This window comes from Buttiauxella sp. AC038 (genome assembly GCF_979253565.1).
Window position 1 is genome coordinate 4,047,121 of sequence record NZ_CEEDCQ010000001.1, and the last position, 15,712, is coordinate 4,062,832.

Below are 15,712 nucleotides of genomic sequence, written 5' to 3' on the forward strand. Positions count from 1 at the left end.
CAGCTGTTTTTATATACGCCAAAGGCAACTGCCGCCCTTCTTTTCCACCAGGTCGAGTCGCGATTCATGCGCTTCTAGTTCTGCATCACTGGCACGAATAACTCGTATACCGGAGCTACGGCGCACAACACGCTGAATCCCATTGTCTCCGTTACGCTGCTGCACATCCCCTTCCATCGCAAACTTCAGAGAAGTTTGCCCGCCCGTCATCATTAAATAGACGTCGGCAAGGATTTGGGCATCGAGCAATGCGCCGTGCAACGTTCGTTTGCTGTTATCTATTTCATAGCGAGAGCAAAGCGCATCAAGGCTGTTACGCTTGCCCGGGAACATTTTACGCGCGAGTGCGAGGCTGTCGGTAACTTTGCAGAAGGTATTGGTTTTGGGGATATCGCGTTTGAGTTTGCCGAACTCATAATCCATAAACCCGATATCAAACGATGCGTTATGGATGACGAGCTCTGCGCCGCGAATATAGTCCATAAACGAATCAGCAACCTGGTCGAAGGTTGGTTTGTCTGCCAGAAACTCATCGGCAATTCCATGCACACCAAAGGCTTCCGGGTCTACCAGACGATCAGGTTTCAGGTATACGTGGAAATTATTACCCGTCAGGCGGCGGTTGATGACTTCAACCGCACCGATTTCTATAATGCGGTGCCCTTCATAGTGCGCACCGATTTGGTTCATACCGGTGGTTTCTGTATCGAGGACGATCTGTCGTGTAATTGCTGTGCTCATAGCGCTCGTTTATGTCAGACTTGGTTTTTTAATCACAGGAAGTCTACCAGAGATGCGCAAACAGGTAGAAATTTTCACCGATGGCTCTTGCCTTGGTAACCCGGGCCCGGGTGGATATGGTGCTATTTTACGCTATAAACAGCACGAAAAAATTTTTAGCGTCGGCTTTCGCCTGACCACAAACAATCGCATGGAAATGATGGCGGCAATCGTTGCACTTGAGGCATTGGTCGAACCTTGTGACGTTGTGCTCAGCACCGACAGCCAATATGTTCGTCAGGGTATAACCCAATGGATTCATAACTGGAAAAAACGTGGCTGGAAAACGGCCGATAAAAAACCAGTCAAAAATGTCGATTTATGGAAGCGACTGGATGCGGCCTTAAGCGAGCACAAAATTAGTTGGGAATGGGTGAAAGGCCATGCCGGTCACCCTGAAAACGAACGTTGTGATGAACTCGCCCGTGAAGCAGCTTCTAATCCAACTCTCGAGGATGTGGGTTATCAGCCAGAGACGGCGAAGCCTTAGTTGTTGCACTAAATTGCCGTGTCGCCCCCACAGCTGAGCGGATTTGCGTTTTTGCTTTCCGGCTTTTCATTGGATTGAGCGTAAGGGGCAATGTCCGCTTACGCGCCACAATGACATGCATGCATCCCAACGCAGGAAGATGGGTACTGAGCATTTTCCCACCTTGTTTACTCCAGGGTAAAACCTGGAAACTGCGTTGGTGCATCACTTCAAAATTCAGCAATGCCAGCCAATCGAACATCCTCATTGGCGTAAACATTCGGCAGCGATATGGCGCACGTTTGCGGATAAATGGCACGACTTTGCCTAAACCTAATAAACTCACCGGGTTGAAACTGCTGATAATTAGCCAGCCATCATCAATGAGTACCCGGTCAGCTTCACGCAATAACCCGTGCGGATCCTGGCACCACGGCAATGTATGAGCCAACATACATGCATCGACTGATTTACCCGCAAAAGGTAAATACAGCGGATCGGCATTCACCTGGAGCCGTTCACCTTGTAAGGCAACATTCACCTGGTGTGAAATAGCACAAGCTTCAGTATTAATTTCAGTGCTTAAGTTCCCTATCTTCAGCAGATGGAAACCAAACATTTTGGCGAGCCATGGCTGGAGTTGGCTTTCCAGAGCCTCACGGTAGTACTCGCCCCATGGCAGTTCTCCCCAATGATGAGGCGAAATGAAATTTTCAGGTATCCTTGCCGGTTTCATCACTACCTACTTAGCGCAATTCAGAGAGGTTGAATTATGAATCTTAACAGTATTTCTGCGTTCCAGGATAACTACATCTGGGTTCTGAATGATGAGCAAGGCAGATGTATCATCGTCGACCCGGGCGATGCTCATCCAGTATTAAAAGCCATTGAGGATAACCACTGGCAACCAGAAGCTATTTTACTGACCCACCATCACAACGACCACGTTGGCGGCGTAAAAGAACTTCTCAAAAAGTACCCAGGCCTTGTGGTATACGGCCCCGAGGAGACACAAGATAAGGGAACGAACCGGGTAGTTAAAGACGGCGATCTGGTCAATATTTTGGAGTATGAATTTACTGTAATTGCCACACCAGGTCACACTTTAGGACATATCTGTTTCTATAGCGCACCTTATCTTTTTTGCGGCGACACGATGTTTTCTGGCGGCTGCGGCAGGCTTTTTGAAGGCACTGCAAATGATATGTTTGATTCTTTTCAAAAGCTTAACAAGCTACCCGGTGACACGTTAATTTGTTGTGCTCATGAGTACACTCTTTCAAACATGAAGTTTTCCTTATCTATCCTTCCAGACGATGAGAAGTTAAACCGATACTGTCGAAAAGTTAATGAGTTACGCGCAAAAAACCAATCAACATTGCCGAGTTCTTTAGCAAATGAGCGCGAAATAAATTTATTCCTTAGAACGGATGATATTGATTTAATAGATAAAATTAACAAAGAAACAAACTTGCAACAACCACGGCAAATTTTCGCCTGGTTACGGACAAAGAAGGATAGTTTCTAAATTTTTGGTTGTGTTGTTTTAAAGTGGAAGGTATTCTTGCTCGTCTTTTAAGCAACCATTTGACACACACATGAAGGCAAAAGCGATATTACTCGCCTCTGTTTTGCTTGTGGGGTGCCAGGCGTCAAGGCATGACGGCAACATCCAACAGCACGCACAGAGTCTGTCTGCAGCTGGTCAAGGTGAAGCAGGAAAGTACACAGGTTCGCGATGGATGGACGATGGGACATACCTCGCGGATAACCAAAACTTGTGGAACTTCATTGGCGACGAGCTAAAGATGGGGGTACCGGAGAATATCCGGATCCGCGAACAGAAACAGAAGTACCTGAAGAATAAGAGCTATCTCCACGATGTAACATTACGGGCAGAGCCGTATATGTACTGGATTGCCGGGCAAGTTAAGAAACGTAACATGCCAATGGAACTAGTACTGCTACCCATAGTGGAGAGCGCTTTTGACCCCCACGCTACATCTTCTGCAAATGCCGCTGGCATCTGGCAGATTGTACCGAGTACGGGTCGAAATTATGGTTTAAAACAGACCAAAGCATACGATGCACGTCGTGATGTAGTGGCTTCGACCACTGCCGCACTCGATATGATGCAGCGTCTGAACAAGATGTTTGACGGCGACTGGTTATTAACCGTGGCGGCGTACAACAGCGGCGAAGGTCGTGTACTGAAGGCAATGAAAGCGAATAAAGCTCGTGGCTTACCTACGGATTTTTGGTCGCTTTCACTGCCACGGGAAACCAAAATTTACGTACCAAAAATGTTGGCTTTGAGTGATATTCTCAAAAACAGCAAAAAGTACGGTGTACGCTTACCAACTACTGACGAAAGCCGTGCATTAGCACGTGTAGAAGTCAGCGATCCGGTTGAGCTTACGCAGGTTGCCGAAATGGCTGGTATATCATTAAGCACGCTGAAGACATTCAACGCCGGGGTGAAAACCTCGACCGTTGGCAAGAATCAACGTTATGTAATGGTACCTAAAAAGCATGCCGATCAGCTAAAAGCCTCTTTGGCTTCTGGTGAAATTGCAGCAGTGCAGCCTCGGCTATTTGCTGATAACCGCAGTACTGCAGGTGGCAGCAAATCTTACCGTGTTCGTTCAGGTGATACCTTATCGAGCATTGCTTCACGCTTAGGCGTGAGTGCAAAAGATTTGCAAAGCTGGAACGGCATACGCGGCGCACACATTAAAGTCGGCCAAACACTCAGCGTCAAAAATGACGCACAGAGTTTAGCTAAGAACGATAGCATCACTTATAAGGTGCGTAAGGGTGACTCGTTGTCGAGTATCGCGAAACGTCACGGTGTGAACATCAAGGATGTTCTGCGCTGGAACGACGATACAGACGATCTGAAACCTGGAGATCAGTTGACGCTATTCGTTAGCAACAACTCTACACCTGATACTTGATTGTTAATCAAAGAAAAAGGCACCTTTTTAGGTGCCTTTTTTATGTCTGATGCCCGCACTGAACTACACTCGCTTTGCTTCCAGCATAATAATGTCACTGATGAATGAACCATCGGCCTGCAATTCAAAGTAATGCTGCACTTCATCCGATGCGCTCTTTTGATAGATGCGAATAGCTTCAGCCAGCGCGACTGGTGTTCTCATTCTGGAAATCCAGGATGTGAACTCCAGATTCAACCGGTCACATAACAGGTTTTGCGAGACCAAGCCCGCATCATTAAACAGGCTCAACCACTCGCCACTGGAATAATTCCGAACGTGCGAGGTATCGCGCAATGCTTCAACCGTTTGCAGCCAGATATCGAGAACTGGATGGCCTGGGGACATCACATCCATAAAAATAACTACACCACCAGGTTTCAGGACTCGTTTTACTTCACGCAATGCTTTACCAACATCATGCCAGTGATGAGCTGAATAGCGGCTAATCACCACATCAAAAGAGCCATCATCAAATGGCAACACTTCTGCATAACCCTGTTGAGTCGTAATGTTGAAGATGCCACGCGTTTTAGCAGCATCATTGACCACACTCAGCATCTGTTCTGAGAGATCATAAGCAATCACCTCTTTCACCTGAGCGGCCGCAATAAAGCTCGCATGCCCTGCCCCACACCCCATATCGAGCAAGCGTGCATTAGGAAAATCTGCCAGACGCGCGCTCAGACGCTCCAGATCGCGACCAGCAGCGTGCACAGCACTTGTCAGATAGGCACTGGCTTGCGAGCCAAACTGTTGATCGACTTTGTCATGGTGAGATTGTGTTGTCATGTTATTGTCCTTGCAGATGATTGTAAGTAAGGGCAGCACATAGTCTGCCCAATGGCAGACCTGACTTACCTTACTTCAGCTCAGGTTTGCCGGGACGGAATTCGACTAGTAGAGGATTGTGATCGGACGCACGGGTCACCAAAACAGAGGCTTCTGCAACGTTCAAACCACGGTAAAACACGAAATCAAGTGGACGACCGAAAGCACGGCGGCGATGGTCATCAGTGAAGCGCACTTCCCGCAAAGTCATTTCACGAGCGAAGCGGTAAAGCGCATTCATGCGTGGACGGCTCCAGGCGTTAAAATCACCCGCCATAATAACCGGCCCATTATGGTGGCCAATTTGATCGCCAATTGGCCCAAGCTGCTTACTGTAGACATCGACACCGAGACTGAAATTGACCGCGTGGATATTCACAACCATCAACAGCCGACCATCAGGCAGTGGATATACGGTCACTAATGCGGATTTAGACAAGCGTAAAATCGGCTCACGTTCACGTAGTGGGCAACAATAAACAGGATGAGCAGCGGAAAGTGTCATAACACCCGATGGGTGTTGAGGCAGGACAAATGCCGGAACCTGGTCGGCAGCCAGATAATTACTGGTGGCAAACTTTACCAGCTCAGGGGTAGTCTGAGCCTCCTGCAATAAAACAAGATGAGCATCTTTACCGAAGTTTTGCAGTACAGAAAGCCATTCTGCACGCTGCTGTTTGAAGATATTCCACACCAATACTTTTAGTGAGCCTTCACTTGGTAAAGGTTCCCCGGGCGGCAATGCCTGACCAATAGTTGCAAACGAGCCAGGAGGCAGAATGCGTTCCGCTGGCTGACCGGCAACATATCTCATGGCATAAGTATTTTTGCGCACGTTTTTACTAATGACCTCTGTAACCAAAGAAGCCTCCAAATCGAAGGCTGTCTTTCAGTTATAGGGACTTTAGTGTCGAGTTTCAACGACCAATTCAAACCATTGACGAACAAGACGGTAAGTAATTGCTAACAGCCTTGTTCTGAGTGACTAACTGATAGCAACTTCACGACGTGTATCTAGTCGACCACTGATGGTAATTAAGAACAGTGCACCAACAACAATTACGGCCCCAATCCACGGAGTCTGAGCTAAACCAAAACTTTGAACTGTTTGACCACCAATAACAGATCCTAATGCAATCCCGACGTTAAAAGCGGCAATATTCAGTCCAGAGGCAACATCCACTGCGTTTGGCGCATATAACTCTGCTTTCTGCACAACGTACACCTGCAATCCCGGTACATTACCGAATGCAAAGACGCCCATAATTAGCACCGTCACTAAAGCGCCAATATGTGAACTCGCAGTAAATTGGAAGACCAGTAGTAATGCGGCAAGTGCTGCAAAGATGAATTTTAACGCTGGTACTGCTCCATGACGGTCGGCAAGTTTCCCGCCCCAGATATTACCGATAGCCACAGAGACACCGTAGCCCAGCAAAATCCAGCTCACTGCCGCTGGTGAGTAACCCGCAAGGTTTTGCATCATCGGAGCCAGGAAGGTAAATGCGGTAAACACACCGCCGTAGCCCAAAGCTGTTATCGCGTAAATGATCAATAGGCGGGGATGAGTCATCACTTTCAGTTGATCTTTTAAGCTGGCAACTGCACGTGTTGGAATATTTTTTGGAATCAGAATCGTGCTACTGATCAAGGCAATAACACCAATAGCTGAAACGGCGAGGAATGTTTCACGCCATCCGAAATGCTGGCCGATAAATGTTCCGAGGGGCACACCTGTAACCAATGCAACGGTTAAACCACCAAACATAATGGCGATTGCGGTAGCAGCCTTTTCTTTAGGTACCAGACTGGTTGCAATAGTTGAACCAATTGAGAAGAAAACACCGTGTGCAAGGCCGGTTAACAAGCGAGCCACAACCAGCGTTTCGTAGTTTGGCGAAAGCCACGCTAACAAATTCCCCGCGGTGAATAGCGCCATCAAACCAATCAGCAACTGTTTACGAGGAAGTTTCCCTGTCAGAGCCGTCAAGACAGGGGCGCCAACAGCCACGCCCAATGCATAAATTGAAACCAGCAGCCCAGCAGAAGGGAGCGAAATTGAAAGTTGATCAGCAATTGTTGGCACTAATCCAACAATGACAAACTCAGTAGTACCGATTGCGAATGCACTGATAGTCAGTGCCCAAAGCGCCAGAGGCATGATTTACTCCATAACGGGTGTCTTTTGATGACACGCAGTATGGCGTGATGGTTAAATAACAAAAATATGCAAAATATCAATAGAATATTGTCTCAGGAGCAATAATGAAGGCCACCTCAGAAGAACTGTCGATTTTTGTCGCTGTCGTAGAAAGCGGGAGTTTTAGTCGCGCAGCAGATCAACTCGAGTTGGCGAATTCAGCAGTGAGCCGCTCGGTAAAGAAATTAGAGATGAAATTAGGTGTAACCCTGCTTAATCGTACAACGCGCCAATTGAGTCTCACAGAGGAAGGCGAGCGTTACTTCCGCCGTGTTCAACAGATTTTGCAGGAAATGGCTGCTGCAGAAAATGAGCTGATGGAGACCCGACAAAGCCCGCGTGGTTTACTACGCATCGACGCTGCAACGCCTGTCATGCTTCATCTTTTAATGCCGCTGATTAAGCCCTTTCGTGAGCGCTATCCGGAGGTGACACTTTCCCTCATCTCATCTGAGACATTTATTAATTTGATTGAGCGAAAAGTCGATGTAGCGATACGAGCAGGCACTTTGACAGACTCAACGTTACGGGCGCGGCCTCTTTTTTACAGCCGTCGTAAAATCATTGCCTCACCGGAATATTTAGCGCAGTTCGGTATGCCACAATGTGCTGAGGATCTTCAGGATCATATTTGTCTTGGTTTCTCCGAAACGGAGAGCCTGAATAAGTGGCCAGTTGCACAGGCCGATGGGCTGCGTTATGACATCATACCGGGAATAACATCGAACAGTGGAGAAACACTCAAACAGCTTTGCCTCACCGGGAATGGTATCGCCTGTCTTTCTGACTATATGATTAATAAAGAAATTGCTGAAGGGACATTCGTAGAGTTACTGGCAGACAAACTATTGCCTGTAGAAATGCCATTTAGTGCAGTGTATTACAGCGATCGCGCCGTTAGCAGCCGCATTCGGGCGTTTATCGATTTTCTAAGTGAGCACGTTCAACAGCCCCCGCAGGGGCTGTGATGGAAAATTAATCCCAGTCTGGAGCCAAACCTTCTGGGCTAACCAATCGATCGTTACAGTCCAGTTCACTTATAGCAATCATATCTTCCTCATCTAGCGTGAGAGTCTGCGCCTGGAGATTACTTTGCAGATTCTCACGTTTTGTAGATGAAGGAATCACCGCATAACCCAACTTCATTGCCCATGCCAGGATGACCTGCGCAGGAGTTGCATTGTGCTTTTGAGCAATGCGGCATATCAGTTCATTTTCCAGAGCTTTACCATAAGCCAACGTCATATAAGAGGTGATATGGATGTTATGTTCATGTGCCCAATCAACGACTTTACGGTTGTGCAAATACGGTGAAAGCTCAATCTGGTTGGTCGCTATATTTTCAGCCCCCACCGCATCAACAGCCTGCTGCATCAGGTCTATAGTGAAGTTAGAAACACCTATATTGCGCGTCAGCCCTTCTTTTTTTGCTTCCAGTAAAGCCTGCATAAATTCAGCTACCGGGACAGCATCGTTTGGTGATGGCCAGTGAATTAGAGTCAAATCGATATAATCTGTACGCAATTTGCGCAGACTTTCTTTCAAGCTTGGGATTAATTTCTCTTTATTAAGATTCTCGATCCAGATTTTGGTGGTGATAAACAGCTCACTACGTGCAACACCACTTTCTTCAATCGCCTGTCCCACAGCAGTTTCATTATCATAAATTTGTGCTGTATCGACCGCGCGGTAACCTAATTCAAGCGCTGTTTTTACTGATGCGATAACTACGTCGCCTTTTAAACGGAAAGTACCTAAACCAAATGCAGGAATTGTCATTATTAACCTCGTTGGGAGATATATCTTTGTCTTTCGAGGATTATGAAGGGTTTAACTTTGGTGAAAAAGATGGATAAATGCAGAAGATAATTGCGTAAAAAGCAATAATAGAGAAAATTTCATGAGTTTTAGGCACGAAAAAGCCCTGAGTCTAGAAGACTCAGGGCTTAATTAAGTGGCGGAACGGACGGGACTCGAACCCGCGACCCCCTGCGTGACAGGCAGGTATTCTAACCGACTGAACTACCGCTCCACCGAATTTCTTTCTTATTACCACCAGATGTCACATTCTGGCTTTTACTGCTTTGAATTTAGAGCCTGGCAGTTCCCTACTCTCGCATGGGGAGACCCCACACTACCATCGGCGCTACGGCGTTTCACTTCTGAGTTCGGCATGGGGTCAGGTGGGACCACCGCGCTAGTGCCGCCAGGCATATTCTGTTTCATCAACCGTCATGCTATTCACACAACCATCGACTTAAAATCTCGGTTCAAGCTGAAAATCAAATGCTTAGTCTCTCAACCAAAACACCTTCGGTGTTGTAAGGTTAAGCCTCACGGATCATTAGTACTGGTTAGCTCAACGTATCGCTACGCTTACACACCCAGCCTATCAACGTCGTAGTCTTCAACGTTCCTTCAGGGGAATCAAGTTCCCAGGGAGAATTCATCTCGGGGCAAGTTTCGCGCTTAGATGCTTTCAGCGCTTATCTTTTCCGCATTTAGCTACCGGGCAATGCCATTGGCATGACAACCCGAACACCAGTGATGCGTCCACTCCGGTCCTCTCGTACTAGGAGCAGCCCCCCTCAATTCTCCAGCGCCCACGGCAGATAGGGACCGAACTGTCTCACGACGTTCTAAACCCAGCTCGCGTACCACTTTAAATGGCGAACAGCCATACCCTTGGGACCTACTTCAGCCCCAGGATGTGATGAGCCGACATCGAGGTGCCAAACACCGCCGTCGATATGAACTCTTGGGCGGTATCAGCCTGTTATCCCCGGAGTACCTTTTATCCGTTGAGCGATGGCCCTTCCATTCAGAACCACCGGATCACTAAGACCTGCTTTCGCACCTGCTCGAGCCGTCACTCTCGCAGTCAAGCTAGCTTATGCCTTTGCACTAACCTCACGATGTCCGACCGTGATTAGCTAACCTTCGTGCTCCTCCGTTACGCTTTAGGAGGAGACCGCCCCAGTCAAACTACCCACCAGACACTGTCCGCAACCCGGATTACGGGTCTACGTTAGAACACCAGCCATTAAAGGGTGGTATTTCAAGGTTGGCTCCACAAGAACTGGCGTCCTCGCTTCAAAGCCTCCCACCTATCCTACACATCAAGGACCAGTGTTCAGTGTCAAGCTATAGTAAAGGTTCACGGGGTCTTTCCGTCTTGCCGCGGGTACACTGCATCTTCACAGCGATTTCAATTTCACTGAGTCTCGGGTGGAGACAGCCTGGCCATCATTACGCCATTCGTGCAGGTCGGAACTTACCCGACAAGGAATTTCGCTACCTTAGGACCGTTATAGTTACGGCCGCCGTTTACCGGGGCTTCGATCAAGAGCTTCAGCTTGCGCTTAACCCCATCAATTAACCTTCCGGCACCGGGCAGGCGTCACACCGTATACGTCCACTTTCGTGTTTGCACAGTGCTGTGTTTTTAATAAACAGTTGCAGCCAGCTGGTATCTTCGACTGCCTTCAGCTCCATCCGCGAGGGACTTCACCTACCGACAGCGTGCCTTCTCCCGAAGTTACGGCACCATTTTGCCTAGTTCCTTCACCCGAGTTCTCTCAAGCGCCTTGGTATTCTCTACCTGACCACCTGTGTCGGTTTGGGGTACGATTTGATGTGACCTGATGCTTAGAGGCTTTTCCTGGAAGTGCGGCATTTGTTACTTCAGTACCGTAGTACCTCGTCATCACACCTCAGCGTTAGATAAGAGTCCGGATTTACCTAAACTCTCCGCCTACATGCTTAAACCGGGACAACCGTCGCCCGGCTAACATAGCCCTCTCCGTCCCCCCTTCGCAGTCACACCGAGTACAGGAATATTAACCTGTTTCCCATCGACTACGCCTTTCGGCCTCGCCTTAGGGGTCGACTCACCCTGCCCCGATTAACGTTGGACAGGAACCCTTGGTCTTCCGGCGAGCGGGTTTTTCACCCGCTTTATCGTTACTTATGTCAGCATTCGCACTTCTGATACCTCCACCTACCCTCACAGGTAAGCTTCGACGGCTTACAGAACGCTCCCCTACCCAACAACGCATAAGCGTCGCTGCCGCAGCTTCGGTGCATGGTTTAGCCCCGTTACATCTTCCGCGCAGGCCGACTCGACCAGTGAGCTATTACGCTTTCTTTAAATGATGGCTGCTTCTAAGCCAACATCCTGGCTGTCTGTGCCTTCCCACATCGTTTCCCACTTAACCATGACTTTGGGACCTTAGCTGGCGGTCTGGGTTGTTTCCCTCTTCACGACGGACGTTAGCACCCGCCGTGTGTCTCCCGTGATAACATTCTTCGGTATTCGTAGTTTGCATCGGGTTGGTAAGCCGGGATGGCCCCCTAGCCGAAACAGTGCTCTACCCCCGAAGATGAGTTCACGAGGCGCTACCTAAATAGCTTTCGGGGAGAACCAGCTATCTCCCGGTTTGATTGGCCTTTCACCCCCAGCCACAAGTCATCCGCTAATTTTTCAACATTAGTCGGTTCGGTCCTCCAGTTAGTGTTACCCAACCTTCAACCTGCCCATGGCTAGATCACCGGGTTTCGGGTCTATACCCTGCAACTTAACGCCCAGTTAAGACTCGGTTTCCCTGCGGCTCCCCTATACGGTTAACCTTGCTACAGAATATAAGTCGCTGACCCATTATACAAAAGGTACGCAGTCACCCCATAAAAGAGGCTCCCACTGCTTGTACGTACACGGTTTCAGGTTCTGTTTCACTCCCCTCACCGGGGTTCTTTTCGCCTTTCCCTCACGGTACTTGTTCGCTATCGGTCAGTCAGGAGTATTTAGCCTTGGAGGATGGTCCCCCCATATTCAGACAGGATACCACGTGTCCCGCCCTACTCTTCGAGTTCACAGCAAGTGCATTTTTGTGTACGGGAGTATCACCCTGTACCCTGCGACTTTCCAGACGCTTCCACTAATGCACAAACTGATTCAGACTCTGGGCTGTTCCCCGTTCGCTCGCCGCTACTGGGGGAATCTCGGTTGATTTCTTTTCCTCGAGGTACTTAGATGTTTCAGTTCCCTCGGTTCGCTTCGTTAAGCTATGTATTCACTTAACGATAGTGCAACGAATTGCACTGGGTTTCCCCATTCGGAAATCGTCGGTTATAACGGTTCATATCACCTTACCGACGCTTATCGCAGATTAGCACGTCCTTCATCGCCTCTGACTGCCAGGGCATCCACCGTGTACGCTTAGTCGCTTAACCTCACAACCCGAAGATGTCTCGTAAGACACACTCGTATGTTGTGAAAATTTGAGAGACTCGAACACACTTCTATTCCTTTCTTATTACGGAGAAAGGAAACAGTGTGTCGTTTCAATTTTCAGCTTGTTCCGGATTTTTAAAGAGCAAATACTTCTCAGCACACTGTTAAACAGTACACTTAGAAGTATTGGGTGAGCATGAAATGATGGTGGAGCTAAGCGGGATCGAACCGCTGACCTCCTGCGTGCAAGGCAGGCGCTCTCCCAGCTGAGCTATAGCCCCATCGATTTCGTAAAACCTTTGATTTACCTTTAACTTCTCTTCAGGCAAGGCGCGTCACCGCGAAGCATACTAAAGTATGTGAGCGGGGTCGCAACACAGCATGGAGAGAAGTTTGGTAGGCCTGAGTGGACTTGAACCACCGACCTCACCCTTATCAGGGGTGCGCTCTAACCACCTGAGCTACAAGCCTATAAGGTTTTACTGCTCGTTTTCTATCAGACAATCTGTGTGAGCACTACGCGGGTTTGTATCTTTTAGGTAAGGAGGTGATCCAACCGCAGGTTCCCCTACGGTTACCTTGTTACGACTTCACCCCAGTCATGAATCACAAAGTGGTAAGCGCCCTCCCGAAGGTTAAGCTACCTACTTCTTTTGCAACCCACTCCCATGGTGTGACGGGCGGTGTGTACAAGGCCCGGGAACGTATTCACCGTAGCATTCTGATCTACGATTACTAGCGATTCCGACTTCACGGAGTCGAGTTGCAGACTCCGATCCGGACTACGACGCACTTTATGAGGTCCGCTTGCTCTCGCGAGGTCGCTTCTCTTTGTATGCGCCATTGTAGCACGTGTGTAGCCCTACTCGTAAGGGCCATGATGACTTGACGTCATCCCCACCTTCCTCCAGTTTATCACTGGCAGTCTCCTTTGAGTTCCCGGCCGAACCGCTGGCAACAAAGGATAAGGGTTGCGCTCGTTGCGGGACTTAACCCAACATTTCACAACACGAGCTGACGACAGCCATGCAGCACCTGTCTCACAGTTCCCGAAGGCACTAAGGCATCTCTGCCGAATTCTGTGGATGTCAAGAGTAGGTAAGGTTCTTCGCGTTGCATCGAATTAAACCACATGCTCCACCGCTTGTGCGGGCCCCCGTCAATTCATTTGAGTTTTAACCTTGCGGCCGTACTCCCCAGGCGGTCGACTTAACGCGTTAGCTCCGGAAGCCACTCCTCAAGGGAACAACCTCCAAGTCGACATCGTTTACGGCGTGGACTACCAGGGTATCTAATCCTGTTTGCTCCCCACGCTTTCGCACCTGAGCGTCAGTCTTTGTCCAGGGGGCCGCCTTCGCCACCGGTATTCCTCCAGATCTCTACGCATTTCACCGCTACACCTGGAATTCTACCCCCCTCTACAAGACTCTAGCTTGCCAGTTTCGAATGCAGTTCCCAGGTTGAGCCCGGGGATTTCACATCCGACTTGACAAACCGCCTGCGTGCGCTTTACGCCCAGTAATTCCGATTAACGCTTGCACCCTCCGTATTACCGCGGCTGCTGGCACGGAGTTAGCCGGTGCTTCTTCTGCGAGTAACGTCAATCACTGCGGTTATTAACCACAATGCCTTCCTCCTCGCTGAAAGTACTTTACAACCCGAAGGCCTTCTTCATACACGCGGCATGGCTGCATCAGGCTTGCGCCCATTGTGCAATATTCCCCACTGCTGCCTCCCGTAGGAGTCTGGACCGTGTCTCAGTTCCAGTGTGGCTGGTCATCCTCTCAGACCAGCTAGGGATCGTCGCCTAGGTGAGCCATTACCTCACCTACTAGCTAATCCCATCTGGGCACATCTGATGGCAAGAGGCCCGAAGGTCCCCCTCTTTGGTCCGAAGACGTTATGCGGTATTAGCTACCGTTTCCAGTAGTTATCCCCCTCCATCAGGCAGTTTCCCAGACATTACTCACCCGTCCGCCGCTCGTCACCCAGAGAGCAAGCTCTCCTGTGCTACCGCTCGACTTGCATGTGTTAGGCCTGCCGCCAGCGTTCAATCTGAGCCATGATCAAACTCTTCAATTAAAAGCTTGATTTGCTTCAACTCGTGAAGCGGTGCTCAAAAATTAACTTTCGTAATAATTCAACTAAATGAATTACTGCTTGGTCACTCTTCAAGACTTGATATTTTTTTGATACCCGGAGGTATCTGAGATATCAATCCTGCGAGTGCCCACACAGATTGTCTGATAAATTGTTAAAGAGCAGTGAGTTAGGCGCTTTCGCTTGCTAACTCGAGGTGGCGTATATTACGCTTTCCTCTTTCAGAGTCAAGCGTTTATTTTCGCTTTTCGTCTGGCTGACAAGCCGGTTTGTAAGCCGTTGTGCCGTGTCAGTGGAGGCGCAGTATAGGGATTTTCTGGAAGCTGACAACCCCTATTTTCAAAATAATTACCAACCGCGCTCTTTTTAATCGTTCCGCTTATTTTTGGCGCGATTTTATCGCTTTTGGCAGGTCTGCGAGGCTATTAATGACAAAATCAGCCGCTGCTTCACTTTGTTCAGTGACTGGCTTGCCGGTACGAACCAACACTTTTGTCCCTACATGTGCCGCTGCAGCTGCCTGCATGTCTTCCAATTTGTCGCCAACCATATATGAAGAAGCCATATCTATATGAAGGAACTCTTGAGCGGAGAGCAACATGCCCGGTTGTGGTTTGCGGCAATCACAGGTTTGGCGAAACTCTTCTACTATTGCCTCTGGGTGATGCGGGCAATAATAGATGCCATCAAGATCAACACCACGGTCTGCTAACGACCAGTCCATCCATTCAGTGAGATTTTCAAAATCATCTTCAGTAAACATGCCACGAGCAATGCCTGACTGGTTGGTGACGAGAACTAATGCATAGCCCATTGCCTTTAACTCACGCATTGCATCAATTACACCCTCAATGAACTCGAACTGGTCCACTTCATGAACGTAGCCATGATCCACATTAATGGTGCCATCACGATCAAGAAAAATAGCGGGAACAGACTGTGCCACTTGGAAACTCCTGAAACTGGGATTATTAGCTGTAGTATCGCATGATTTCTTATCCTCGCGGGAACAGACAATCATTCGCAGATTGATTTAGACGTCTGGATGCCTTAACATCCATACTGATGACGGTCATCGCCCGTTATCGGCAGCAGAAAATGCC

Annotated in this window: 10 protein-coding genes, 3 tRNA genes, 3 rRNA genes and 1 pseudogene; 4 read left to right on the top strand and 13 right to left on the bottom strand. The window is 48.7% G+C overall.

Annotated features, from left to right (window positions below; translation table 11 throughout):
• Nucleotides 1–9: 9 nt before the first annotated feature.
• A complete protein-coding gene (gene dnaQ / locus AC0IXI_RS19215; protein WP_134184147.1) occupies nucleotides 10–741 on the bottom strand; it encodes a DNA polymerase III subunit epsilon in 732 nt (243 codons plus the stop codon).
• Between dnaQ and rnhA the strand changes: the two genes are divergently transcribed.
• Nucleotides 695–1,270, top strand: a complete 576-nt coding sequence (rnhA, locus tag AC0IXI_RS19220; protein ID WP_166671959.1) for a ribonuclease HI — start codon at nucleotides 695–697, stop codon at nucleotides 1,268–1,270. The genes dnaQ and rnhA overlap by 47 nt on opposite strands.
• On the opposite strand, the gene AC0IXI_RS19225 is transcribed toward rnhA, so the two are convergent.
• Entirely contained in the window at nucleotides 1,218–1,985 is a 768-nt protein-coding gene (locus AC0IXI_RS19225) for a methyltransferase domain-containing protein (RefSeq protein WP_471682952.1), read from the bottom strand. The genes rnhA and AC0IXI_RS19225 overlap by 53 nt on opposite strands.
• A 36-nt stretch (nucleotides 1,986–2,021) precedes the next feature.
• Between AC0IXI_RS19225 and gloB the strand changes: the two genes are divergently transcribed.
• Nucleotides 2,022–2,777 carry a hydroxyacylglutathione hydrolase gene (gene gloB, locus AC0IXI_RS19230; RefSeq protein WP_134184151.1) on the top strand — a complete coding sequence of 252 codons (756 nt, stop codon included), beginning with the start codon at nucleotides 2,022–2,024 and terminating at the stop codon, nucleotides 2,775–2,777.
• 70 nt (nucleotides 2,778–2,847) lie between these two features.
• Nucleotides 2,848–4,206, top strand: coding sequence for a murein transglycosylase D (mltD, locus tag AC0IXI_RS19235; RefSeq protein ID WP_064516404.1), 1,359 nt, complete (start codon nucleotides 2,848–2,850; stop codon nucleotides 4,204–4,206).
• Between the two features lie 63 nt (nucleotides 4,207–4,269).
• Here the strand turns inward: mltD and AC0IXI_RS19240 are convergent, their stop codons facing one another.
• The 3 genes from AC0IXI_RS19240 to AC0IXI_RS19250 all read right to left on the bottom strand — a co-directional run bounded on the left by AC0IXI_RS19240 (nucleotide 4,270) and on the right by AC0IXI_RS19250 (nucleotide 7,237).
• Nucleotides 4,270–5,037: a class I SAM-dependent methyltransferase gene (locus AC0IXI_RS19240; RefSeq protein WP_471682953.1), complete on the bottom strand. Its 768-nt coding sequence runs from the start codon at nucleotides 5,035–5,037 to the stop codon at nucleotides 4,270–4,272.
• 70 nt (nucleotides 5,038–5,107) lie between these two features.
• The gene (locus AC0IXI_RS19245; RefSeq protein WP_034461607.1) at nucleotides 5,108–5,911 is read right to left on the bottom strand and encodes an endonuclease/exonuclease/phosphatase family protein; all 804 of its coding nucleotides are present in this window, start codon (nucleotides 5,909–5,911) and stop codon (nucleotides 5,108–5,110) included.
• Between the two features lie 150 nt (nucleotides 5,912–6,061).
• Nucleotides 6,062–7,237: an MFS transporter gene (locus AC0IXI_RS19250; protein ID WP_064516401.1), complete on the bottom strand. Its 1,176-nt coding sequence runs from the start codon at nucleotides 7,235–7,237 to the stop codon at nucleotides 6,062–6,064.
• Between the two features lie 104 nt (nucleotides 7,238–7,341).
• Between AC0IXI_RS19250 and yafC the strand changes: the two are divergent.
• Nucleotides 7,342–8,255: pseudogene (gene yafC / locus AC0IXI_RS19255) on the top strand (DNA-binding transcriptional regulator YafC).
• Here the strand turns inward: yafC and dkgB are convergent.
• The 8 genes from dkgB to gmhB all read right to left on the bottom strand — a co-directional run bounded on the left by dkgB (nucleotide 8,252) and on the right by gmhB (nucleotide 15,555).
• Nucleotides 8,252–9,055, bottom strand: a complete 804-nt coding sequence (dkgB, locus tag AC0IXI_RS19260) for a 2,5-didehydrogluconate reductase DkgB (RefSeq protein ID WP_471682954.1) — start codon at nucleotides 9,053–9,055, stop codon at nucleotides 8,252–8,254. The pseudogene yafC and the gene dkgB sit on opposite strands and share 4 nt — an antisense overlap.
• A 176-nt stretch (nucleotides 9,056–9,231) precedes the next feature.
• Nucleotides 9,232–9,308: transfer RNA gene (locus tag AC0IXI_RS19265), tRNA-Asp, on the bottom strand.
• Nucleotides 9,309–9,371: 63 nt separating this feature from the next.
• Nucleotides 9,372–9,487, bottom strand: a 5S ribosomal RNA gene (gene rrf / locus AC0IXI_RS19270).
• Between the two features lie 112 nt (nucleotides 9,488–9,599).
• Nucleotides 9,600–12,508 (bottom strand): 23S ribosomal RNA (locus tag AC0IXI_RS19275).
• Nucleotides 12,509–12,714: 206 nt separating this feature from the next.
• A tRNA-Ala gene (locus tag AC0IXI_RS19280) sits at nucleotides 12,715–12,790 on the bottom strand.
• A 113-nt stretch (nucleotides 12,791–12,903) separates the two neighbouring features.
• Nucleotides 12,904–12,980 (bottom strand) — tRNA-Ile (locus tag AC0IXI_RS19285).
• A gap of 69 nt (nucleotides 12,981–13,049) precedes the next feature.
• Nucleotides 13,050–14,591 (bottom strand): 16S ribosomal RNA (locus AC0IXI_RS19290).
• The 16S, 23S and 5S rRNA genes sit together here with 3 tRNA genes alongside, the layout of an rRNA operon.
• 397 nt (nucleotides 14,592–14,988) lie before the next feature.
• On the bottom strand, nucleotides 14,989–15,555 hold the full coding sequence (gene gmhB, locus AC0IXI_RS19295; RefSeq protein ID WP_064516372.1) for a D-glycero-beta-D-manno-heptose 1,7-bisphosphate 7-phosphatase: 567 nt from the start codon (nucleotides 15,553–15,555) through the stop codon (nucleotides 14,989–14,991).
• Nucleotides 15,556–15,712 lie beyond the last annotated feature (157 nt).

Coding starts and splice junctions, on each gene's coding strand:
- dnaQ (WP_134184147.1), bottom strand. CDS start 741: ATGAGCACAGCAATTACACGACAGATCGTCCTCGATACAGAAACCACC.
- AC0IXI_RS19225 (WP_471682952.1), bottom strand. CDS start 1,985: ATGAAACCGGCAAGGATACCTGAAAATTTCATTTCGCCTCATCATTGG.
- gloB (WP_134184151.1), top strand. CDS start 2,022: ATGAATCTTAACAGTATTTCTGCGTTCCAGGATAACTACATCTGGGTT.
- mltD (WP_064516404.1), top strand. CDS start 2,848: ATGAAGGCAAAAGCGATATTACTCGCCTCTGTTTTGCTTGTGGGGTGC.
- AC0IXI_RS19240 (WP_471682953.1), bottom strand. CDS start 5,037: ATGACAACACAATCTCACCATGACAAAGTCGATCAACAGTTTGGCTCG.
- AC0IXI_RS19250 (WP_064516401.1), bottom strand. CDS start 7,237: ATGCCTCTGGCGCTTTGGGCACTGACTATCAGTGCATTCGCAATCGGT.
- dkgB (WP_471682954.1), bottom strand. CDS start 9,055: ATGACAATTCCTGCATTTGGTTTAGGTACTTTCCGTTTAAAAGGCGAC.